This is a genomic window from Allobosea sp. 05T433 (assembly GCF_056396065.1).
Map to the genome: position 1 here is coordinate 276027 of NZ_JBFTKS010000003.1, position 20990 is coordinate 297016.

Below are 20990 nucleotides of genomic sequence, written 5' to 3' on the forward strand. Positions count from 1 at the left end.
TGCCGTCGCCACAAGGTTCATATATGAACCTTTTAGGTCACACCTGGGTTTCAGCGCCCGTGCGCCAGGGCCTGCGCCGCCACCACGGCATCGGCCGATTTGCCGGCGAGTTCTGCAAGATGGTCGAACCTGACGCTGAAGGAACCGACGCCCGAGGTCGCCGAGCGCAGCTCCACGATCAGACCGCCCATTTCCGCTTCCGGGATCAGGGCGTTGATCTGATCCCAGCCACGCCATCCCGGCCGGGCGTCGTAGCCCAGGATCTGGCCGCGCCTTGCAGAAACGATGGCTGAGGCCCGCGACATCGCGTCCGATGGAATGACGACCTCGACGGCGAGGATCGGCTCGAGCAGCACGGATCTGGCCTGCGGGATTGCGTCCGCCATGGCCAGCCGCGCTGCCTGCCTGAACGCCATGTCGGAGGAATCGACGGTATGGTAGGAGCCGTCGGTCAACGTCACCTCGATATCGACGAGCGGGAAGCCAAGCGGCCCGTGCTGGCAGAAATCCCGCACACCGGCCTCGACGGAAGAGATGTACTGTCTCGGCACGACGCCGCCCGTGATGCGGTCGACGAACCGAATGCCCTCGCCGCGCTCGAGCGGCGCCACCTCGAGCACCACATCGCCATACTGGCCATGCCCGCCGCTCTGCTTGCGATGCCGCCCACGCGCGCTGGCCTTGCCGCGAATAGTCTCGCGATAACCGATCTCAGGTGGATGATTCTGAGCCGAAACGCCGTAGCGCCCGGACAACCGCTCCATTGTCACGCGCAAATGCATCTCGCCCTGCCCCGAGAGCCGCACCTCGCCGAACTCCGGCAGGTGCGACACGGTCAGCGCGGGATCTTCCTCCGCGATGCGCCCGAGCGCAGCGGTGAGCCGGACGTCATCCTTGCGATCCTTGACGCTGATCCCGAGCGCATGGACCGGCTCGGGCGGAGCAACCGACGTCACGACGCCTGGACGGACCTTGCCGGCAGCCAGCGCATCCCCCGTGCGCACGCCTTCCAGCCGGGAAAAGGCGGCAACCTGTCCCTCTTCTGCGGCAGGCTTGCGCGTCTGCTCGGCTCCCTTCAACTCGATGACACCGCCGATGCGCGTCTCGACGCCGCTGGACGAGGTCACGACGTCGCCCTCGGCGAGCCGCCCGCGCAATACGCGGGCCAGTGAGATCTTGCCGCCCTGGCTCGAATGCCAAGTCTTCATCACCTGCGCCAACGGCGCGCCATCCTCGACGACGCCGATGCGCCCGCGGGTTTCCGGAAGCGAAGGCGCTTCATGCCGCAGGGCCTTGAGCAGCCGCGTGACGCCATTGCCCCGCTCGGCCGCGCCAATCAGCACCGGCACGACGTGGCGGTGCTGCAGCTCCCGCGCGAGATCGTCGAAAATCCGATCCTGCGGGGGCTCCATGTCGCCCAGCAGATCCTCCATCAGCTCATCATCATAGTCCGCAAGCTTCTCCAGCATCGAGAAGCGCGCCTCCTTCTCGCGGCCAACCTCCTCCGACCCGAGGGGCACGATCTCGCTCGGCGCATGCTCGCGGTAGATGAAGGCCCGCTCGAGAGCGAGGTCGATGAAACCAACGGCGATGCCCTTCTGCCAGATCGGGATCTGACGCAGCAGCAGCGGCGTACGCGAGGCGCGCTGCAGGATGCCAAGTGTCTCGCGCACCCGGCGCGTTGCCGTGTCGATCTTGTTGAGGAACAGGAAACGCGGAATATCCGCCTCCTCGAGCTCGCGCAGGACGAGTTCGAGCGCCGGTGCCTTGCGGTCGTCAGCCTCGCATACCACCACCGCGGCATCGACGACAGGCAGGACGTGACGCATCTCGTGCAGGAACTCGACCGAGCCGGGACAATCGATGAAGCTGTAGCTCTCCCCGAGGAAATCGACGGTCGCGACATTCGGCTCGGTGCTCATCTGGTGAGCCCGTGCCTCCGCGGAGGCATCGCCGGCACTGTTCTTCGCCTTGACGGAGCCGGCCCGTGAAACCGCGCCGCAGCGCTCCAGAATGCTCTCGAGCAAGGTCGTCTTGCCGCTTTGAAAGGGACCAACGATGGCGATGCATCGCGGCCCCAAAGCTCTCTTGCCGGCGGCCGAACCTCCATTGCCTGATGTCGCAGCCATAGCGTCCTCCTTCGGGTTTTGGCCGCGCAACAGCGTCAGAGCAGACGCCCGGCGCAACGCGGCGAAGAACCGACGAGAACGATGTCACAGCGCCCACGCCGGAAAGGCGGCGGTCGCTCAGGCCCGACAGGGTCGGGCGGCCGTCGAAGAGGGATGTCGACGCAAAGGTTCGCGCTGTTGGCCGCGCAGCGCAAGAAGAATGTTCCAGGTCCGATCTCTCGGTTCGCACCCAGGCCAGCGTGCCGGACAGTCTTGAACGGTGCCGGATGCCGCTCGATATCCCCGGCATCCTGCGAATGGCTCACCTTTCAGACGGGCGAGCGGTGCAGGAGAGGAAGTCCGCCGGTGGTGTCTGCAAACAGCAGCCGCTCCGCGGGGCCTAAAATCGAAGAGGAATGCTCGTGCTGAAGGTAATTGCCCAGGATTTCATCAAGACCGAGGCCATCGGGCTCGTCATGCCTCTCTATGAAGAGCTAGTCGAAAAGACCCGGCTTGAAGAGCGTTGCATTTCCTATGATCTCTTCATCGATCAGAAGGACCCTGGGCACTTCATCTTCATCGAGGAGTGGCCGGATCGCGCTGCCCTCGATGCACATTGCCGCACCGAGCATTTCGTGCGGCTCGTCCCCCTGATCGACAAGCATCAACGGGCAGATGGCACCTACATCCTGATGGAGCCATTTGCAGCGCGAGGTTAGATGCTGAGGAGCGAACCGACGGATCGAGCCCGGAGCGCAAAGACTCGGTCCGTTCATTGAAAGCGCGGGAAACTCTCCGCCTACGAGGGAATATTTCCCGCCCCCTCACCCGCTGGCCCCGTGTTCCTGAGCGTCCCCAAGCATGCCCTCGGCGCGCCCCGTCACGACATCAGCGATTGCGCCTTTCGCCACGCAAGGTCGTCAGACCGATCCCGACCGCATCAAAGCCGCCATCCACCGCAAGCGTCTGTCCGGTGATGTAGCTGGCCTTCTCGCAGCACAGGAAGAAGATCGCCTCGGCGAGTTCGTCTTCCCGCCCGTAGCGGTTGAGCGGGATGACGTCATGGTAGTCGGCCCGGATTTCCGGGCTATGCACCGCCTTGGCCATTGCGGTGTCGACCGGGCCCGGCGCGACTGCATTGACCCTGATTCCGAGGCTGGCGAGTTCGGCCGCCTGCTGCTTGGTGAGATGGGCGAGAGCCGCCTTGCTGGTGCCGTAGGCGACGCGCAAGGTCGAGGCGCGCAGGCCGGAGATCGAGGTGATGTTGACGATCGCGCCGCCGCCCGTATCGGCCATCAGCGGCGCCGCAACCTGCGTACAAAGAAAGGGTCCGGTGAGGTTGACCGCGAGCACACGCTGCCATTCCGCGAGCGTCGTCTCGAGGATCGGCTTGAACACGGCGGTGCCTGCATTGTTCACGAGAGCATCGAGCCGGCCAAAGCGCTGCATCAGCGCCTTGAAGGCGGCTTCGACCGCGGCAGCCTCGGCAACGTCGCAGGTCAGCGCCAGCGTCGTGTCCGGTGCATTGAGTTCCGCCATCGCCAATGTCAGCGTCGCCCCATCGATATCCAGCAAGGCGACCTGCCAGCCCTCGGCCAGAAAGCGTTTCGTGGTCGCCAACCCGATGCCGCGCGCGGCGCCGGTGACGAGAGCGACTTTGGCGATGTCCTGAGGCATTGAAGCAATCCGAAACAGAGACGAACACGGGTCCGTTTACGCTATGCGCCCTGGCAGCGCCCCAGCAAAGCGCGTGAATGCGGGCACGGTATTCCGAATGCGATTGGAAATCGCGAACGGAGTGACCTGCGATCAGCCGCTACGCCCGACACCACCTCGCGCGCCCATGGAGCGATACCCGCCCTCGCAGACAGATCCCGGTCTGTGTCCCCCCGCGATCTGTCGCATAGCACCGGCTTGGTCAGAGGTCACAATACGAAGTAAGCAGATCTTGTGTTGTTGCCTCGATCGGGACATCCTCACTCCAGGCTGCTCGCCATTTCATTGAGTTTGCATTGAAATGACGCGATCCACCTGCCCTCTTTCTATCCTGACCAGAAAATCCCTGTCCCAATAGAACCAAAGATGGCCCGGCCGACCGGATTCTGATCCCTGACCTGCGAGGGAGATTGCCTTGAAAGCATCGACTCTGAGCTTCCGCGCCGCCGTCCTCATCGCCCTCGCTGGCATGATATGGGGCATCGTCATGGCAATCTCGCGAGATCATTCGGCGTTGCCGGCGCATGCCCATCTCAATCTCTTGGGATGGGTCTCCTTGTTTCTGTTCGGCATCTTCTATCGGCTGCATCCATCCCTGGACCTCGCCAGAAGCGCGGTGATCCAGGTCTGGTTCTGGATCCTCGGAACGCTCGTCCTGACCGTCGGCGTGGCCCTGGTTCATTCCGGAAACGCAACCGGCGATCCGATTGCCGGCGTGGGCGCCTTGACGGTGCTGGCCGACATGGCTTTGTTCGGCTGGCTGGTCTTCAGGCAGGGGCAAGCTGGCATGGCAGCGAAATAGCGCGCGACACCAGCGCCTCATTCCCCTCGACAAGGCCCTACCTCTCCTGTATGGCCAGCCACTCAACTGAAAACAGCGAGCCGTAACGCCCGCGTGAACACACGCGACAACGGCCATGGAGAGACCCATGAACATCATCGAGCAGATCGACCAGGAACAGATCGCCAAGCTGAGCGCAGGCAAGGAAATCCCGCATTTCCAGCCCGGCGACACCGTGCAGGTCAACGTCAAGGTCAAGGAAGGCGAGCGTAGCCGCGTTCAGGCCTATGAAGGCGTCGTGATCGCCCGCAACGGCGGCGGCCTGAACGAAGCCTTCACCGTCCGCAAGATTTCCTATGGCGAAGGTGTCGAGCGCGTTTTCCCGCTCTATTCGCCGAACATCGATTCCATCAAGGTTGTGCGCAAGGGCAAGGTCCGTCGCGCCAAGCTGTATTATCTGCGCGATCGTCGCGGCAAGTCGGCCCGTATCGCCGAGCGCGTCGAAGCCCGTCCTGCCAAGGGCGACAAGTCGGCTGCCAAGTAAGCGCCACTGCGCTGCAGTGAATACCGGAACGCGGTCCCTCGGGGCCGCGTTTTGCGTTGGGCGGCCCGGCGTCGGCTTCGTTGCCGGCACAGTTTGGAACTGCTAGAACATCGTCATGAACACTGTCCTGCCCAGTGAGGATGACTGCTGCCGCATCGTGCGCCGCGAGGCGAACCTGCGCCGCATCCCGACGACGCAGGATTTTGCGGCGCTGCATGACCATGCGCGCCTGCCCTGGCGCTTCTTCGGTCGTTTCACGACCTCGGCGGCAGCGGGCCTTAGGCGCGCCTGAGACCGGCCCGTTGGCCGGCGACAGGCTGTTTGCGTTGCGCCAGCCGGCCTTGAGCGCCGGCATCACAGATTTCCACGACCGAGGCTTATCGACATGACGTCGTCCACCGCCCCCCGCACGCTTTATGACAAGATTTTCGACGACCACATCGTCGACCGCCAGGAAGACGGCACCTGCCTGCTCTATATCGACCGGCATCTGGTGCATGAGGTCACGAGCCCGCAGGCTTTCGAAGGCTTGCGCATGACCGGCCGCAAGGTGCGCGCGCCTGAGAAGACGCTGGCCGTCGTCGACCACAATATCCCGACGACCGACCGCAAGGCCGGCATCGCCGAGGAGGAGAGCCGCATCCAGGTCGAGGCTCTGGCCAGGAACGCCAAGGACTTTGGCGTCGAGTATTTCAACGAGCTCGATATCCGCCAGGGCATCGTCCACATCGTCGGCCCCGAACAGGGCTTCACCCTGCCCGGCACCACGATCGTCTGCGGCGACAGCCACACCTCGACCCATGGCGCCTTCGGCGCGCTGGCACATGGCATCGGCACATCGGAGGTCGAGCATGTGCTCGCCACTCAGACGCTGATCCAGAAGAAGGCCAAGAACATGCTCGTCCAGGTGGACGGCGCTCTGGCCAAGGGCGTCACCGCCAAGGACGTCACCCTCGCCATCATCGGCGAGATCGGGACGGCGGGCGGCACCGGCTCGGTCATCGAATATGCCGGCGAGGCCATTCGCTCCCTCTCGATGGAAGGCCGCATGACGGTCTGCAACATGTCGATCGAAGGCGGAGCACGTGCCGGCATGATCGCGCCGGACGAGAAGGCCTTCGCCTATCTCAACGGCCGGCCTAAGGCCCCGAAGGGTGCGGCCTGGGATGAGGCCCTGCGCTACTGGGAGACGTTGCGCACCGACGAGGGCGCGCATTTCGACCGTATCGTCAAGCTCGATGCCGCCAACCTGCCGCCGATCGTCTCCTGGGGCACCAGCCCCGAGGACGTGATCTCGGTCGCGGGAAGCGTGCCGAACCCGGATGACATCGCCGATGAGACCAAGCGTTCGTCGAAATGGCGCGCGCTCGACTATATGGGCCTGAAGCCCGGCACCAGGATGACCGAGATCCCGCTCGACGTGATCTGGATCGGTTCCTGCACCAATGGCCGCATCGAGGATCTGCGCGCCGTCGCCAAGATCGTCGAGGGTAAGACGATCGCCGGCTCGCTCGACTATGCCATGATCGTCCCCGGCTCCGGCCTGGTGAAGCAGCAGGCCGAGGAAGAAGGTCTCGACAAGATCTTCCTCGCCGCCGGCTTCGAATGGCGCGAGCCCGGCTGCTCGATGTGCCTCGGCATGAACCCCGACCAGCTCAAGCCCGGCCAGCGCGCCGCCTCGACCTCGAACCGCAATTTCGAGGGTCGTCAGGGCTTCAAGGGCCGCACTCATCTGGTCTCGCCGCAAATGGCCGCAGCCGCTGCGCTCGTCGGTCATTTCGTCGATGTGAGGCAGATGGGCTGATGCGCGAGCGGGGACACAGGTCATGACCGGCGATCCCCGCGAAGCCGCCCGGGCAGCCGAAGCCAAGGCAGTGCTGGAGCGCGTCAAGCGCGACGAGGAGGGGCTGCTGAGCTCCTCCATGGGCCGCGCCGCCGATCACTTCTCCGGCCGCGACGCACCTGAAGGCGACACTGTCGAACTCTGGGGCAGACGCATCGGTCGCGCGCTGTCGCTGGTCGGTGTCGTGCTGCTCGCCTGGTGGCTGGGGCATCAGCTCAAGATCTGGTGATGGGAACCGTGCCTTCGATCAAAGCATCCGCCAGCGCCTCGGCATCCGCCGAGGTGTCGTCCGCTGTTGCCTGGGACGAGGTCAAGGCGCCCAGCGCCGCTGATTTCGAAAGCCTCGCGCAGACCGCCTATGACCGCCTGCCGGACGAGTTCCGCGCGCTCTGCGCGGACCTGATCATCAACGTCACCGAGTTCCCCGAGGACGATGTGCTGAAGGAACTCGAGATCGAGAGCCCCTTCGACATCCTCGGCCTCTTCACCGGTGTCGGCCTGCCACAGCAGGGCTCGGGCCCGCAAACGGGCCAGATGCCCAACATGATCCATCTCTATCGCCGTCCGATCCTCGACTACTGGTCCGAACATGACGAGGGCCTGGGCGCCATCGTCACCCATGTCCTGGTCCATGAGATCGGCCATCATTTCGGCTTTTCGGACGAAGACATGGAAGCGATCGAGGCCGGGGCGGAGCGATAGACGATGATGGACGATCTGATCCGGCATCTGCCGAGCCTGGCCCTGGTCTATTCCGCGTTCTTCCTTGCAGTTGCCAGCCCGGGCCCGAGCAATCTTGCCGTGATGGCGACGTCGATGGAGCGTGGTCGGCGCGCCGGAATGACGCTCGCACTCGGCGTCACGACCGGCTCCCTGACCTGGGGCATCCTGGCCGCCATCGGCGTCTCGGCCGTGATCGTGGCCCATCCCGGTGCGCTCTATGCCATCAAGATCGTCGGCGGCGTCTATCTGCTCTATCTCGCCTGGCGATCGGCGCGTTCAGCGATGCGAGTGGACATGCCCCCGCCGAAAGCCACGGTTTCGGGGCATCGCATCTATTTGCGCGGCTATCTCATGCACCTGACCAACCCGAAGGCGATCTTGAGCTGGACCGCGATCATCGCGCTCGGCCTGCGCCCGGAAACACCCGTGGCTGTGGTGCATGCCATCATCATCGGCTGCCTGCTGATCTCGCTTCTGATCAATCAGGGATATGCCCTGCTGTTTTCGACCCCCTCCATGATCGCGGGCTATCGCAAGATCCGCCGTCGTGCCGAGGCCTGCCTTGCCGCCTTCTTCACCTTCGCCAGCTTCAAACTCCTGACCGCGCAGCTGTGAAGCGCGTTGTCGGCCACGTCACGATATCCTAGCCAGAAAGACCTGTTGGAGCCCTCGCCATGCAGCCCTTCACCACCCTGACCTCCACCCCGGCGCCGCTGAAGGTGATCAATGTCGACACCGACATGATCATCCCCAAGCAGTACCTGAAGACGATCAAGCGCACCGGGCTGGGCACCGCGCTGTTCGCGGAGATGCGCTACAACGAGGATGGCGCTGAGAACCCCGATTTCGTGCTGAACCAGCCGGCCTACCGCAAGTCGGAGATCCTGGTTGCCGGGGACAATTTCGGCTGCGGCTCGTCGCGCGAGCATGCTCCCTGGGCCCTGCTCGACTTCGGCATCCGCTGCGTGATCTCGACCTCGTTTGCCGACATCTTCTACAATAACTGCTTCAAGAACGGCATCCTGCCGATCGTGGTCTCGCCCGAAGACCTTGAGAAGCTCTTCGACGACGCCGATCGCGGCTCCAACGCGACGCTGACGGTCGATCTCGCAAAGCAGGAAATCAAGGGTCCGGATGGCGGCACGGTGACGTTCGACATCGACCCCTTCCGCAAGCACTGCCTGCTGAACGGGCTCGACGATATCGGCCTGACCATGGAGAAGGCGCCGAAGATCGACGCCTTCGAGGCCAAGCTCGCCAAGCGCGCCTGGGCCTGATCGGGATCAGACGACCAAGCCCGGCATCGGCGCAATATCGCCGGTGCCGGGAAATACCTTCTCGGCCAGAACCGGTCCCGACAGGCCGAACAGATCGGTCACGACACCCTTTGCGACCGCCCGGATATCCGTGGTCGGCTTCAGGTCGCGCTGCTCCCAGAGCTGCTCCGGTTTCAGCCCCGGCCAGTCCGCGATCACACGACCGCCCCTGACCGCGCCGCCGACCAGGAACGCGACAGTACCGGTACCGTGATCGGTTCCGACCGTGCCGTTGACCCTGGCGGTTCGACCGAACTCCGTGACGACCATCACAACCGTGTCCTTCCAGACCCGCTTCAGCCCGGTCTCGAACGCATTGAACGCACCATCGAGCCCGCCGAGCAGCCCGGCGAGCCGCCCCTTGGCGCCGCCCTCGTTGGCGTGGGTATCCCAGCCCTCGAAGGCCAGCGCCGCAATACGAGGACCGTCATCGGCACCAACGAGCCGCGCCGCTCCCTCAGCGATCTGGATCATGCCCTGGGGATTGCCCGGGCCGCCGCGTGATCGCATCCTGTCGCCGCCCATGCCCTGGCCGAGCACGATCGTCTCGGTCTCGATCGCCCGAGCAAGCACGTTTGCCAGCATGGGGTCGCGCTGCCCGTAAAGGTCGCCCAGTCGCTGGATCAGATCATCTCCGGCGCGCGGCATCACCGGCGGCGCCCAGCCCAGCACCGGGGCCTGGCCCCTGACGATCAATGGTGGCACCACACCGACCCCGAGTACCCCGTGACGCGCGATCGTCTCACCGGCCGGCAGCGCCGCGATCATGCGGTTGAGCCAGCCGCTATCGACGCGTCCCGGGCCTTGCTGACCGCTTTCCAGCACATCCTGCCCATCGAAATGCGAGCGCTCGCGATAGCCCGTCGCTGCCGCATGCACGATCGCGGCATGCCCCTGGCCGTAGAGCCGGGCGAGGTTGGGCATGGCGGGGTGGAGGTGGAAGAAGCCATCGAGCGGCAACGCCGCATCCGATCCATCGCGCTGCAGCGCGATATCCTGACGCAGATCGGCATAGTTCGGGTCGCCGATCGGCGGAACGGCGGCGAGGCCGTCGAGTGCGCCGCGCAGCACCACGGTGATGAAGCGCGCATCCCGACTGCCGGCCGCCGCATGGGCGAATTTCGGCATGAATGACCAGGCGAAGAGCGCGCTTGCCGCCCCCAGCACGGACCGGCGTGATGGTGTCATCGCCTCGCAATCGTCGTCATCGTCGCGGATCGCGTCTGACATCTGGCTCACCTCCGCTGGAATTCGGGCGACATCAGCAAGAGCGCGATCGCCTGCGGCTTGCTCTCGGCGCGGGCCACCGCCTGTTTGGTCTCGGCTGAAGCGAGCGGGCCCAGCACCGCCTCGAGCAGGGCCCGTGGGTCGCTGGCGGTACCAGCCGCCTGACGCCCCCACGCTGCCGCCACGTCGATCCGCGTCTTGATGCCTTCCGGTGTCGCCCACGCATCGTTGTTTCCGGGAAAGCCATTCGGTCCCGAGGGCTGCCAGAGTGGTTGGCCCATCGTCGCGAGCGCTCCTGCGATGGGACCGAACTCCGGCTTGCGTCCAAGCGCCCGCAGCATCGCCAGCAAAAGCTCCTGCGGCTGGCGCAGCTTCGCGGCCTCCGCCCCCCATGCGTCGTTCGACTGAATGAGCGCGGCCGATACCGCGGCGAGATCGCCCTCCGTACGGCGCCAGGTTTCCACCAGCTGGGAAACGAGCGCCGGCGGGGGATCGTCCGCCACGAAATGCCGCGCGAGCTTCAACGCGACATGCCGGGCTGTCGCGGGATGATGCGCGAGGTCGAGCAGTGCGAGCCTGCCCTGCTCCGCCCCAGCCTCCTCGTAATCCTTGCCGAGCAGCGGATGAACGCCAGGCTCATGCACGCCGGCATTGAAGGCAAAGGCGCCGGGGAAGCCGAGCCGGCCGTCGCGGCCAGCAACTGTCCAGCCCGTGATGATGCGAGCCAGACTCGTCACATCGCCTTGCGAATAGCCGCCGGAGACGCCCAGCGTATGCAGTTCCATGATCTCGCGGGCGAGGTTCTCGTTGAGCCCGCGGCCGCGGCGCTTGCCTGCCGGAGAGTTCGGCCCGATCGATTGCTGATTATCGAGATAGATCAGCATGGCCGGATGGCTCTCGACGGCCAGGAGCATGTCTTCGAACCGGCCAAAGACATAGGGGCGTATCGCCTCACGCTCGTAGGCTCCCGCCAACACCCGCACGAAGTTGCCTTGCGAGACGGAGATGCAGAAATGGCTCGACCAGAACTGCGCCAGCCGCTCGCCAAAACCGGCGAGCGGTTCCAGCCCGGCACGCATCCGCGCTGCCACCTCGTCGCGATAGATCCTTTGCGGCAAAGGAGGCTCGGATGGTGCTGGCGGCGCCGACGCTCCCTGCCCTTCGTTCATCCCGCCCGGGGCAGGCATCATCGCCGCCTGCATGGCCGGGCGCGGGGCCTCTCGCTCGGCCTTCTCCTTATCCTGGAAGGCATAGAACGCCGATCCGATCTGCGCCTGCCCGACGAGCTCGAGGCCAATCGGAACGGGAACGCTCCTGCGCTTGACCTCATCGAGAAAGAGGTCCCGGGCGTCGCCGCCGATCGCCGTGAGATCGCCAGGTCGGAGCCCCAAGCCGAAGCGCTGCAAACCGAGAATATTCAACCGCGAATCGCGCGCCATCGACGGCTCCCTCGCCTTGAGCAGGCAAAACCGAGCATCCGGGCCAACTATGGCAAAAATCGCATACCCCGATGCGGTGCGCCGAGATAGAACATCGAAAGACCGCCACGCCCTGCGGCGTGGCGGCCCCTCCGAGGCGGTTTCGGTCCCGTTTGCCTACATCGCCGGCAGCGCCGCGACGTCGCGCACCGGCCCGTTCAGCCCGGTGACCTTGCCCACCATCGAAGCCTTGCCCGTTGCCAGATCGACTTTATGCAGGGTGCCGTCCGCCAGCAGCCAGCCGGTATTGGCGCCTGACGCATCGGTCTCGATATCGAAGGCGATCGCCTTCCCTGTGACGCCGAGCTTGCCGACAGCGCCCAGCACGCCGTCATTCGGCGGCGCCTGTTTCAGCAACCCGCCGATCTTGGCGTCGATATCGTAGAGCGCCGTCTCCTTGGTGCCCTTCACCGAGTTGGAATAGGCGCCGGCAACGACCATCGGCGTCTCGCCCTTGTGCATGTCGGTCTCGGCGAATTTCAACTTGCCGTCGACCGTGGTCTTGCCGTCCTCGACATTGACGCGAAGGTTTGTGCCGTCGGCGCCGATGACCCGCAACCGGTCGGCGGCCGGGTTGAAATCGACCGTCGCCATCATGCCGGCGGCAAGCGTGGTATCCATCTTCGACTTCATCGTCGCTTTCCCGCTCGTCATATCGACCGTGAAGATCGTGCCGTCGGTCGACAGCGCGTAGAGCATTCCGTCGGCGGGGCGAATATCGATGCCGGCGATCTTGCCGGTCATGCCGGTGACCTTGATGGACTTGCCGGCCTTCTGCGTCGCCGTATCGATCATTGTCAGCGTGTCGTCGCCCGTCAGGGCGGCGAGGGTTCCGGCGGGGGCTGCCAAGGTCGCGGCGAAGGAAGCCCCCAGGATCGTGGAAGCAATCAGCGCGAGGCGTGTGGCGCGTGCAATCTGCATGTTATCCTCCCAATCGTCTGCCGCATTGTTTCGAGGGCTGTTCGCCGCCTGACCTGGCGCGGCACCCAATCTGGGTAAGCTTGCGGCACAGGAGCGGATGCGACGGAAAAAACAAAAAACTGAGACGCATCCGAAGCTGGCCGAGCCGCGTATTCATCTATTCGCGCAAGGCTGAGGCGCTGCGCCGAGGAGGAGACAGGGATGGCGATGAACGCCGTAGTGCCGCCAAAGGCTACGGACATCGAAACCGCGCTGCGCGACTGTGCCTCCGGAGATAAACTTGCGCTCAAGCGCATCTACGACGCCGAGGCCGCGCGTATGATCGGCGTGGCCCAGCGTCTGCTCAAGCGGCGCGCGCTGGCCGAGGAGGCAGTGCAGGATACCTTCGTCCTGATCTGGCGACATGCGACGCGGTTCGATCCGCAGCGCGGTGCCGGCTTGACCTGGATCTACGCGATCCTGCGCAACCGCTCGCTCTCGATCCTGCGGGATGAGAAGCGCACGGAAACCACCGATATGCCTGTCGCCGAGGAAACCGCGAGCGAAGAGGACGATCCTGAGACGGTGATGTCGAAACTGTCCGACGCCAAGGCACTCCGCGCCTGCCTGGAGACGCTGCCACCGCAGCGGCGCGGCATCGTGCTGCTTGCCTTCGTCCAGGGGTTGACCCATGGCGAGATCGCCGGTCGCCTCAAAATGCCGATCGGCACCGTCAAATCCTGGATTCGCCGCTCCCTGATCTCGCTCAAGGAGTGCCTCGGATGAGCCCCTCCTCCACCAGATCTCTCGGCCCGGAGGAGCGCACCGCGCTGGCGGGCGAATATGTGCTTGGCCTGATCGAGGGGGCCGACCTCACGGCCTTCGACCAGCAGCTCGAGACCGATCCTGATCTCGCTGCAGCGGTCGAGCGCTGGCGCGTTCACTTCGCGGCCATCGATGCCACCGCCGCGCCCATCGAGCCGCCAGCCGCGCTATGGAGCCGGATCGAGACCGAGCTGGCGGCCGCCGCGCAGCAGGCGGCTCCCGCAGGCATGAGCAGTGCAGCACCGGCTCAGGCGTCGCGCCCCGCCGCGGCCGCAACCAGCCGCCTGGCCGATTGGTGGAACAGCCTCTTCGTCTGGCGCGGCGCAGCGCTCGCCGGAGCGCTGGCGATAATCGTTCTCGCTGCAGGTCTCCTGAACGCCCTCGATCGGGCCAGGCGCCAGCCCGTGATGGTCGCCGTGCTGATGACCGAAGCCAGCGTCGCTGCAGCGGTCGTCAACACCTTCGCCGACGGCAGGGTGGAGATGGTGCCGCTGCAGGCAATCCATGTTCCCGAAGGCAAGGCCCTCGAAATCTGGACACTGTGGGACCGCGCGGTGGGCCCGCGTTCGGTGGGGCTGATCGAGCGTGCCCGCTCGACCCATCTCAGGCTGGACCAACTGCCGCTTGGCAAGGATCAGCTCTTCGAGATCACCCTGGAACCCGCGACAGGCTCGCCGACAGGGAGGCCGACCGGCCCCATCATTGCCAAGGGGACTACGGCGCAGGCCCTGTGAATCCCAGGGGGTCTGCCGCTACACCACCACCGTGATCGTCTCGGCCGCACGCGTCAGCCCGGTATAGAGCCAGCGCGCCCGGTGCTCGCGAAAGGCAAAGGCCTCGTCGAAGAGGACGATGTCATCCCATTGCGAGCCCTGCGCCTTGTGGACCGTCAGGGCGTAGCCGAAGGTGAATTCATCGGTGTGCTTGCGCAGCTCCCACGGCACCTCCTCCTCGGTGCCGTCGAAGAAATTGGGCATCACGGAGACCTTGACCGGCTTTCCACCGGTATCGTCCTCCGGCGTGACTCGCATCGTGATCAGGCCCTTCTTCGAGGTCTTGAGTTCCTGCACGATCCAGGAGCCGCCATTGAGCAGGCCCTTGCTCTTGTCGTTGCGCAGGCAGACGAGCTTCTCACCCGCGACCGGCACGGTGGAATCGCGCCCCATGAGCTGCCGGATGCGCGCATTGTAGAGCCGGCGCGTCTTGTTCATGCCGACCAGGACCTGATCGGCACCCAACACCAGCTCGGAATTGACCGCATCGCGGCGAATGACCCGGCTCTCGCCGTAGTCGCCGACATCGAGGCGCCCTCCCTCGCGGACGATCATCGACATCCTGACGATGGGATTGTCCGCAGCCTGGCGATGGACCTCGGTCAGCATCACGTCCGGCTCGGTCTCGGTGAAATACCCGCCGCCCTTGACCGGGGGCAACTGCGCCGGGTCCCCCAGCACAAGGACCGGCGTACCGAAGGAGAGCAGATCCTTGCCCAACTCCTCGTCGACCATCGAGCACTCGTCGATGATGATCAGCCCGGCCTTGGCCGCGTTGCTCTCGCGGTTGAGCACGAAGGTCGGGCTTTCCTCATCGACGCCACGCGAGCGGTAGATCAATGAATGGATGGTCTGGGCGCCATCGCAGCCCTTGTTGCGCAGCACCAGCGCCGCCTTGCCGGTGAAGGCGGCGAAGAGGACTGTGCCATCGACACCCTCGGCAATATGGCGCGCGAGCGTCGTCTTGCCCGTGCCGGCATAGCCGAACAGGCGAAAAACCTGAGGCTCGCCAGCCTGCAGCCAGCGTGCGACCGCGCTCAGCGCGGCATCCTGTTGCGGCGACCAGCTCATCGCGAAGGAATCCGATATGCGATCATGCCGCACAAAGGCGCGAGTCGCTCGCGCAATGCAAGCGCAAGAACAGAACGGGATCAGGCGGCGCGCAGGCGCCTGACGAATTCCTCCGCCTCGCCCTGCAGCGCTGCGATGCGCTCGTCGAGGTCGCGGGCCCCGAACGCGCCCCTGCCAGCCTGTTCGACAGTCTGCGCATTCGCCTCGGCGATCTCCGCCATTGCGCCCGCAGCCGTTTCCGTCACACCAGAAATACGCGCGACCGTGTCCCCGAGCGAGCCCATCAATTCGGAATGCGAGGCGACCATGGTCGAAATCTCGGTGCTGGCCTGTTCGACGGCACCGACGCTGGCGACGATGCCTGAAACCGCCTGCGCCGCCTGCGACAGGACCGCGTTGACCGCTGCAATGCGCCGCACGATCTGCGCTGTCGCGTCGGCCGTCTGGCCCGCCAGCGCCTTGACCTCGCTCGCGACGACGGCAAACCCCCGGCCATGCACGCCGGCGCGCGCCGCCTCGATCGTTGCGTTCAGCGCAAGCAGATTGGTTTGCCGAGCGATCGTCTCGATGATGTCGACGACATCGCGGATTTGCCCCGCATTCTCGGTCAGACGCAGGACAAGGCCGGAGGTGCCAGCGGCATCCTGCGTCGCCACCGTCGCCGTTTGTGAAACCCGGTGCACTTCGGCATTGATCTGGCCGATCACCTGCTCCAGGCGCAGGGCTGCCTCGGTGATGCGCCGTGCCTCCAACCCCGCCCCGTCGACGGCGGAAGCGGCAGTGCCCGTGCTCTGCGAGACCTGCTGTGCCCGCACCGCAGAATCCTGTTGTGCGGTGCGCAGAGCTTCGCTCAACCCGGCGATATCGTGAAGCACGGCACCAATCCGGTGTTCGAATTCCTCGGCGATGCGGCCGAGCTCCTCGGTTCGCTGGTTCTGGTGGAACAGAGCCCGGTGGGCCTCGGCATCGCGGGTGACCAGGGTCGCCCGCACTTCGCTCAGCGCCCGCACGGTGCGGGCAAGCTGGCCAATCTCGTCGCGACGCCGGACATGCGGCACCGCGATGACGGCAGAGGTCGCCGTCGCGGTGGCGATAGCGGCCATCAGATCGCGCAGGGGGCGGGTGAGCTGGGTCCTGAGCAGGTACATCGCCAGCAGCGCGCAGGCGAGCGGGAGACCAACCGCCGTCGCGATCACCCGCAGGCGCAGCGCGTGGGCTAGCCCCGCAGCCTCTGCAGCGCCGAGCTGCGCACGCCTGTCCAGGCCATCGGCGAGCTTCGACGTGACGAGGATGATCTGGCGGACATTCTCGCGCGCCGCCTCGGCCGAGGCCTCGATGAGCGCGGCCTTTGCCGAGACCTCGCGCCCCATCGTGACGATGTCGCGCTGGAATGAAATGAACGTCCTGATCCGGGCATCCAAGGTCGGATTGGCGTCGCGGAATTCGCCCGGCAACGAAGAGATCAGACTGGCTCGTGCGGCATCGACCAGCTCCACAGCTCCATCAAGGGAATCGAGCGCGGTCTCGATCGCACGCGGCGTGGCCGCGTCATCGAAGCGGCTGAGCAGCGAGGCCTGCGCCACGCGATTCGAGAGCAGCGCCGCGCGGTTGACCAAGGCCATGCTCGAGAAAGCATCGCGATCGATTTCGCGGACCGCGTCAAAGCCCCGAACCGCGCTGAACAACCCGAGGCCAGCGGCAATCCCCATGAGCGCAAACAGCATGGTGATCTTCGCAGTCAGCCCCAATTGCCGCATCGCGTTGCCCCCTTGTCGTCGCCGCCCTTCCCTTCGCAGATGCGAACGAACGTTAGGTTAACACGACAGGAGGAACGCAATAAAAATCAACAAGTTAGCCGGATACGGACCGAGCTGTCGAAGCCGCCTCGCGTGCGAAAGACAACCGGCAACGCCAGTGGATCAGGCCATCAGGCTGTCCAGGCCACGCCGAAGCCCGATCTGGTCCGCAACCCGCCGCGCCGCCAGCAAGGTACCGCCGACATAAGGCGCAGCAGAGGTGCCGGCATCATGCCGGATCACCAGCCGCTCGTCCGGGAGGCCGAAGACCGCCTCGCAGGAAAGGACGAAGCCCGGCATCCGCAGCGAATGGACCTGTACCGCATGCGGCGCACCAATTGCGGCGCCGCGCGTCTCGCGGGCGCCGCCGAGCTCCGCAACGGGCTTCGCGGTTCCGGCCATACGCTCGGCACCAAGCGTCTCGGCGAGTTCGCGCCCGGTTCCGGACGGCGTGTCCGGCTTYGACGCAGAGGCGTAGTCGATGATCTCGACATCCGGCACATATTTCACCGCTTCGCGGGCAAAGCGGCGCAGCAGCGTCGCGGTGATCGAGAAATTGCCCGCGGCAAGCACGCCGACGCCGGCCTTGAACGCAGCGGCCTCGATCTCCGCATAATCCTCGCCGGTCATGCCAGACGCGCCGACGACGACATGGCGCCCCGCCGCAACGGCCGCCAGCACATTGCCCTTCACGCTGTCGGGCTTGGTATAGTCGATCAGGACATCCGACGGCACGGCGAGCGCCTCCCCCACGGTCGCAAAGATCGGTTTGCCATTGGCTGGCTGCCCGGCCGCCTCGCCGAGATCGCTGCCTGCTGCCTTGCGCGAGACACCCGCAACAAGCTCAAGGTCGGACGCGGAGTCGATTGCAGCGACAAGCGCCTTGCCGACCCAGCCGGAGCAGCCGGCAAGCGTGATGCGGATCATCGGAAACTCCCAACATAAGGCTGGAAACAATTGAGTTCGATCATCCGCCCCTTACAGTTCGAGGCCTGGATGCGGCTGGGGGAATCGAACCGATGCGTGTCACTGTCAACGGAGTGCGCCTCTATGTCGACATCGAAGGTGCGGGGCTCGCGCCCGATGGCCCGGCCATGCGGGAAAAGCCGACGCTGATCCTGCTTCATGGCGGCCCAGGCGCCGACCACAGCATCTACAAAGCCGGGTTCTCCGGACTGAGCGATATCGCCCAGATCGTCTATTACGATCATCGCGGCTGCGGCCGCAGCGAAGACGGCCCGCGTGAGAGTTGGACATTGGACCAGTGGGCCGATGACCTGAAGGTGCTCTGCGACACACTCGGCATCGAAAGACCGATCATCCTCGGCACGTCATTCGGTGGCTTTGTCGCGCAGGCCTATGCGACGCGCCATCCCGGGCACGCCGCCAAGCTGATCCTGATTTCCACGGCCGCCAAGTTCGATTTCCCGGCGGTCTACGCAGCCTTCGAACGGGTCGGTGGTCCAAGAGCCAGTCAGGCGGCCCGGAACTACTGGTCGGCGCCAGCGCCTGAGACACGTGCGCCCTATACTGAGATTTGCTTTCCGCTCTACGCAGCGCGACCGCGAATCGGCTCGACCGATTGGATACAAAGGCTCATCTCGCGCAACGAGACAGGCGTCTGGTTCAATGGGCCGCACAACGAACAGGGCCGCTTCGACTTTCGCGCTGCGCTAGGAGCCGTGAATTGCCCAGTCCTCGTTATGGGCGGCGAGGAAGACCCCATCACGCCGATTGCCTTCAGCGAGACGATTGCAGCGTGCCTTCCGCCCGAATCGGTTCGTTTCAAGCGTTTCGCTGGTTGCGGCCACGGCATCGTCGGCGACGACCCAGAGGCCGCGTTCGCGACGATCCGCGAGTTCATTCTCGATGAAGCGTGATATCACTCAGAGTGCGAGCCGCATCAGCGGCCGCCCCTCCTTCTGCCGCGCGACCTCGACGAAGCCGGCTCGCAGGAAGACCCGCTCGGGGCCGACATAAAGGCCCTCGCTGCTACGCTTGAATTCATGGTCCATGGGGGCAGCCTCGAGCAGGCGGGCCCCGTTCTCGCGCGCGAAAATGATCGCGCCGTCGAGCAGCGCCGCCGTGACGCCCCTGCCCCGCCACGCCTTGCGGACGAAGAAACAGGACGCCGCCCAGACGCGCTCATCGTCGGCCGGTGCATCCGGCAGCGGCGTCGAGGCGCGCCGCGGATTGTTCCATTCGGGAATGTCGCGCCGAGGGCCGACCTGGAGCCAGCCGACACAGGTCTCGTGATCATGGGCCAGGACGCCAGGGGGCGGCCCCTCGCGAACCCGTTGCTCGAACAATTGCCGGGCCCCCTCCCCCAATAGCGGCAGGCGCTGCTTCTGGGGCATGCGGAAATGGTTGCACCAGCAGCCATAGCAGGGCCCCTTCGGACCGAAGAGATCCTCGAGATCCGGCCAGCGCTCGGGCGCCAGCGGCAGAACAGTGAAGGCAAAGGCCGACATTCTCCTGGTCCCTTTCGCCAGCGGCACGAGGGGGCTCGACTCATCGGCCCCAGGCTGAGATGACTCAGCAATCGAGATGGAGACTGCCGCCATGTCCTTCGAGCTTTTTGCCGCTTATCTCGTTGCCTGCTTCGTCATCGTCATCGTGCCGGGCCCGACCGTAACACTGATCATCGCCAACAGCCTGAAGCATGGTGCCCGCGCCGGGCTCCTGAATGCGGCAGGAACCCAGCTCGGCCTCGCGATCATGATCGCGATCGTCGGCATCGGCCTGAGCTCGGTCATCGCGGCGATGGGCCACTGGTTCGACTGGGTGCGGCTCGCCGGCGCCGCCTATCTGATCTGGCTCGGCTGGAAGATGGTCCGGGCCGGCGGCGTCGAGGATGGCGCCATGCAGGCCCGAGCACCGCGCGGCGGGTTCTTCCTGCAAGGCGTCCTGGTCGCGCTCAGTAATCCGAAGACACTGCCCTTCTTTGGTGCCTTCTTCCCGCAATTTCTCGACCCCGCCCGCGATCACGTCACGCAGATCGCGATCATGGGGCTGACCGCGATGCTCTTCGCCGCGGTCAGCGACAGCGGCTATGCGCTGCTTTCGGGGCGGGCGGGACGGCTGCTGTCGCAGAAGCGCGTGCGCCTGCTCTCGCGCGTCAGCGGCGGCTTCCTGATTGGCGGCGGCCTCTGGCTGGGCTCGTCGCGCGCCAGTTGATCCGCCGCCTCAGGCCTCACCAGGCGATCGCTTCGCCCTTCCAGGTCCGGAAGCTGTTGGTGTCGGAGATGCCGGACCGGTCGATCGTTGCGATCAGGCCGGCGGCGCTTTCTGTCGGCGGAATGTCGGCTCCGCCACCGCCCATGTCGGTCTGCACCCAGCCCGGATGGAACAGCAGGATGCTGACGCCGCGCTCGCGCACGGCGTTGCCGAACACGACCATGGCCATGTTCACGGCCGATTTCGAAGAGCGATAGGCGAGCGCTCCCGAGGGATTGCCGGCGATTGAGCCCATGCGGCTGCTGATCGTCGCGATCTTGCGCCCTTGCGAGGCCTCGACATTGGGCAGGAATGCCTGCGCCACGCGCAGCGGCGCATAGACATTGACCTCGAACACGTCGCGCCAGGCGTCAAAATCCATGTCGAGCGCGCCCTGCTTGTCGCGCGGGCCGTAGACGCCTGCATTGTTGACCAGGACATCGATCGGTCGGTCGGCGAGCGCAGCCTTGGCAGCGGCGACGCTCGCATCGGACGTCACATCGAGGGTGACCGGCGTGACGAGCCCGCCATGCTTGGCGACCAGCGCCGCAAGGCCGGGACTTGCCGGATCGCGCGCGGCGGCGATGACATGGTCGCCACGCGCCACCAGGGCGGTAGCAAGAGCAAGGCCGATGCCGCGATTGGCGCCGGTGATCATCCAGGTCTGAGGCAT

General features: G+C 65.4%; 23 protein-coding genes. 13 read left to right on the plus strand and 10 right to left on the minus strand.

The window, feature by feature from the left end; genetic code table 11:
* Window positions 1-50 precede the first annotated feature (50 nt).
* Window positions 51-2129, minus strand: a complete 2079-nt coding sequence (locus AC1DGP_RS05575) for an elongation factor G (RefSeq protein WP_441505232.1) — start codon at window positions 2127-2129, stop codon at window positions 51-53.
* A gap of 395 nt (window positions 2130-2524) precedes the next feature.
* On the opposite strand from AC1DGP_RS05575, the gene AC1DGP_RS05580 reads away from it, so the two are divergent.
* Window positions 2525-2827 carry a putative quinol monooxygenase gene (locus tag AC1DGP_RS05580; RefSeq protein WP_476769944.1) on the plus strand — a complete coding sequence of 101 codons (303 nt, stop codon included), beginning with the start codon at window positions 2525-2527 and terminating at the stop codon, window positions 2825-2827.
* A gap of 169 nt (window positions 2828-2996) precedes the next feature.
* On the opposite strand, the gene AC1DGP_RS05585 is transcribed toward AC1DGP_RS05580, so the two are convergent.
* The gene (locus AC1DGP_RS05585; protein ID WP_441505230.1) at window positions 2997-3785 is read right to left on the minus strand and encodes an SDR family NAD(P)-dependent oxidoreductase; all 789 of its coding nucleotides are present in this window, start codon (window positions 3783-3785) and stop codon (window positions 2997-2999) included.
* A gap of 454 nt (window positions 3786-4239) precedes the next feature.
* Between AC1DGP_RS05585 and AC1DGP_RS05590 the strand changes: the two genes are divergently transcribed.
* The 8 genes from AC1DGP_RS05590 to leuD all read left to right on the plus strand — a co-directional run bounded on the left by AC1DGP_RS05590 (window position 4240) and on the right by leuD (window position 8992).
* Window positions 4240-4626, plus strand: a complete 387-nt coding sequence (locus AC1DGP_RS05590) for a hypothetical protein (RefSeq protein WP_476775174.1) — start codon at window positions 4240-4242, stop codon at window positions 4624-4626.
* Window positions 4627-4753: 127 nt separating this feature from the next.
* Window positions 4754-5149: a 50S ribosomal protein L19 gene (gene rplS, locus AC1DGP_RS05595; protein WP_043233560.1), complete on the plus strand. Its 396-nt coding sequence runs from the start codon at window positions 4754-4756 to the stop codon at window positions 5147-5149.
* Between the two features lie 115 nt (window positions 5150-5264).
* Window positions 5265-5441: a hypothetical protein gene (locus AC1DGP_RS05600; protein ID WP_162531536.1), complete on the plus strand. Its 177-nt coding sequence runs from the start codon at window positions 5265-5267 to the stop codon at window positions 5439-5441.
* Between the two features lie 93 nt (window positions 5442-5534).
* Window positions 5535-6953 carry a 3-isopropylmalate dehydratase large subunit gene (leuC, locus tag AC1DGP_RS05605; protein ID WP_441489457.1) on the plus strand — a complete coding sequence of 473 codons (1419 nt, stop codon included), beginning with the start codon at window positions 5535-5537 and terminating at the stop codon, window positions 6951-6953.
* Between the two features lie 22 nt (window positions 6954-6975).
* On the plus strand, window positions 6976-7221 hold the full coding sequence (locus tag AC1DGP_RS05610) for a hypothetical protein (protein ID WP_113512190.1): 246 nt from the start codon (window positions 6976-6978) through the stop codon (window positions 7219-7221).
* The gene (locus tag AC1DGP_RS05615; protein ID WP_441489458.1) at window positions 7221-7694 is read left to right on the plus strand and encodes a metallopeptidase family protein; all 474 of its coding nucleotides are present in this window, start codon (window positions 7221-7223) and stop codon (window positions 7692-7694) included. Before AC1DGP_RS05610 ends, AC1DGP_RS05615 begins: the two co-directional genes overlap by 1 nt.
* Window positions 7695-7697: 3 nt before the next feature.
* Entirely contained in the window at window positions 7698-8330 is a 633-nt protein-coding gene (locus AC1DGP_RS05620; RefSeq protein WP_476775176.1) for a LysE family translocator, read from the plus strand.
* 59 nt (window positions 8331-8389) lie between these two features.
* The gene (gene leuD / locus AC1DGP_RS05625; protein WP_043233564.1) at window positions 8390-8992 is read left to right on the plus strand and encodes a 3-isopropylmalate dehydratase small subunit; all 603 of its coding nucleotides are present in this window, start codon (window positions 8390-8392) and stop codon (window positions 8990-8992) included.
* Window positions 8993-8998: 6 nt separating this feature from the next.
* On the opposite strand, the gene AC1DGP_RS05630 is transcribed toward leuD, so the two are convergent.
* From AC1DGP_RS05630 to AC1DGP_RS05640, 3 genes are all read right to left on the minus strand, one after another.
* On the minus strand, window positions 8999-10261 hold the full coding sequence (locus tag AC1DGP_RS05630) for a DUF1501 domain-containing protein (protein ID WP_476769948.1): 1263 nt from the start codon (window positions 10259-10261) through the stop codon (window positions 8999-9001).
* Between the two features lie 5 nt (window positions 10262-10266).
* Window positions 10267-11697: a DUF1800 domain-containing protein gene (locus AC1DGP_RS05635; RefSeq protein ID WP_476831817.1), complete on the minus strand. Its 1431-nt coding sequence runs from the start codon at window positions 11695-11697 to the stop codon at window positions 10267-10269.
* A gap of 156 nt (window positions 11698-11853) precedes the next feature.
* Complete coding sequence (locus AC1DGP_RS05640; protein ID WP_441489462.1) at window positions 11854-12657, minus strand: DUF4394 domain-containing protein; 804 nt, start codon at window positions 12655-12657, stop codon at window positions 11854-11856.
* A gap of 201 nt (window positions 12658-12858) precedes the next feature.
* Here AC1DGP_RS05640 and AC1DGP_RS05645 point away from each other — a divergent pair, with 201 nt between their 5' ends.
* Both AC1DGP_RS05645 and AC1DGP_RS05650 read left to right on the plus strand, forming a co-directional pair.
* On the plus strand, window positions 12859-13422 hold the full coding sequence (locus tag AC1DGP_RS05645; protein WP_441489463.1) for a sigma-70 family RNA polymerase sigma factor: 564 nt from the start codon (window positions 12859-12861) through the stop codon (window positions 13420-13422).
* On the plus strand, window positions 13419-14195 hold the full coding sequence (locus AC1DGP_RS05650) for an anti-sigma factor (RefSeq protein WP_476775178.1): 777 nt from the start codon (window positions 13419-13421) through the stop codon (window positions 14193-14195). The genes AC1DGP_RS05645 and AC1DGP_RS05650 overlap by 4 nt, the downstream gene beginning before the upstream one ends.
* 18 nt (window positions 14196-14213) lie before the next feature.
* Here the strand turns inward: AC1DGP_RS05650 and AC1DGP_RS05655 are convergent, their stop codons facing one another.
* From AC1DGP_RS05655 to dapB, 3 genes are all read right to left on the minus strand, one after another.
* Complete coding sequence (locus AC1DGP_RS05655; RefSeq protein WP_441489465.1) at window positions 14214-15305, minus strand: ATP-dependent DNA helicase; 1092 nt, start codon at window positions 15303-15305, stop codon at window positions 14214-14216.
* An 80-nt stretch (window positions 15306-15385) separates the two neighbouring features.
* Window positions 15386-17029: a methyl-accepting chemotaxis protein gene (locus AC1DGP_RS05660; RefSeq protein ID WP_476775180.1), complete on the minus strand. Its 1644-nt coding sequence runs from the start codon at window positions 17027-17029 to the stop codon at window positions 15386-15388.
* Window positions 17030-17224: 195 nt separating this feature from the next.
* Window positions 17225-18028, minus strand: coding sequence for a 4-hydroxy-tetrahydrodipicolinate reductase (dapB, locus tag AC1DGP_RS05665; RefSeq protein ID WP_476775181.1), 804 nt, complete (start codon window positions 18026-18028; stop codon window positions 17225-17227).
* A gap of 92 nt (window positions 18029-18120) precedes the next feature.
* Here dapB and AC1DGP_RS05670 point away from each other — a divergent pair, with 92 nt between their 5' ends.
* A complete protein-coding gene (locus AC1DGP_RS05670) occupies window positions 18121-18981 on the plus strand; it encodes an alpha/beta fold hydrolase (RefSeq protein WP_476831818.1) in 861 nt (286 codons plus the stop codon).
* Between the two features lie 6 nt (window positions 18982-18987).
* Here the strand turns inward: AC1DGP_RS05670 and AC1DGP_RS05675 are convergent, their stop codons facing one another.
* Window positions 18988-19572 (minus strand): GNAT family N-acetyltransferase, encoded by a 585-nt coding sequence (locus AC1DGP_RS05675; protein WP_476775183.1) that lies wholly within the window; start codon window positions 19570-19572, stop codon window positions 18988-18990.
* 91 nt (window positions 19573-19663) lie between these two features.
* Here AC1DGP_RS05675 and AC1DGP_RS05680 point away from each other — a divergent pair, with 91 nt between their 5' ends.
* Window positions 19664-20278, plus strand: coding sequence for a LysE family translocator (locus AC1DGP_RS05680; protein ID WP_476775184.1), 615 nt, complete (start codon window positions 19664-19666; stop codon window positions 20276-20278).
* 16 nt (window positions 20279-20294) lie between these two features.
* Here AC1DGP_RS05680 and AC1DGP_RS05685 read toward each other — a convergent pair whose 3' ends face one another.
* Window positions 20295-20990, minus strand: coding sequence for an SDR family oxidoreductase (locus AC1DGP_RS05685; RefSeq protein ID WP_441505217.1), 696 nt, complete (start codon window positions 20988-20990; stop codon window positions 20295-20297).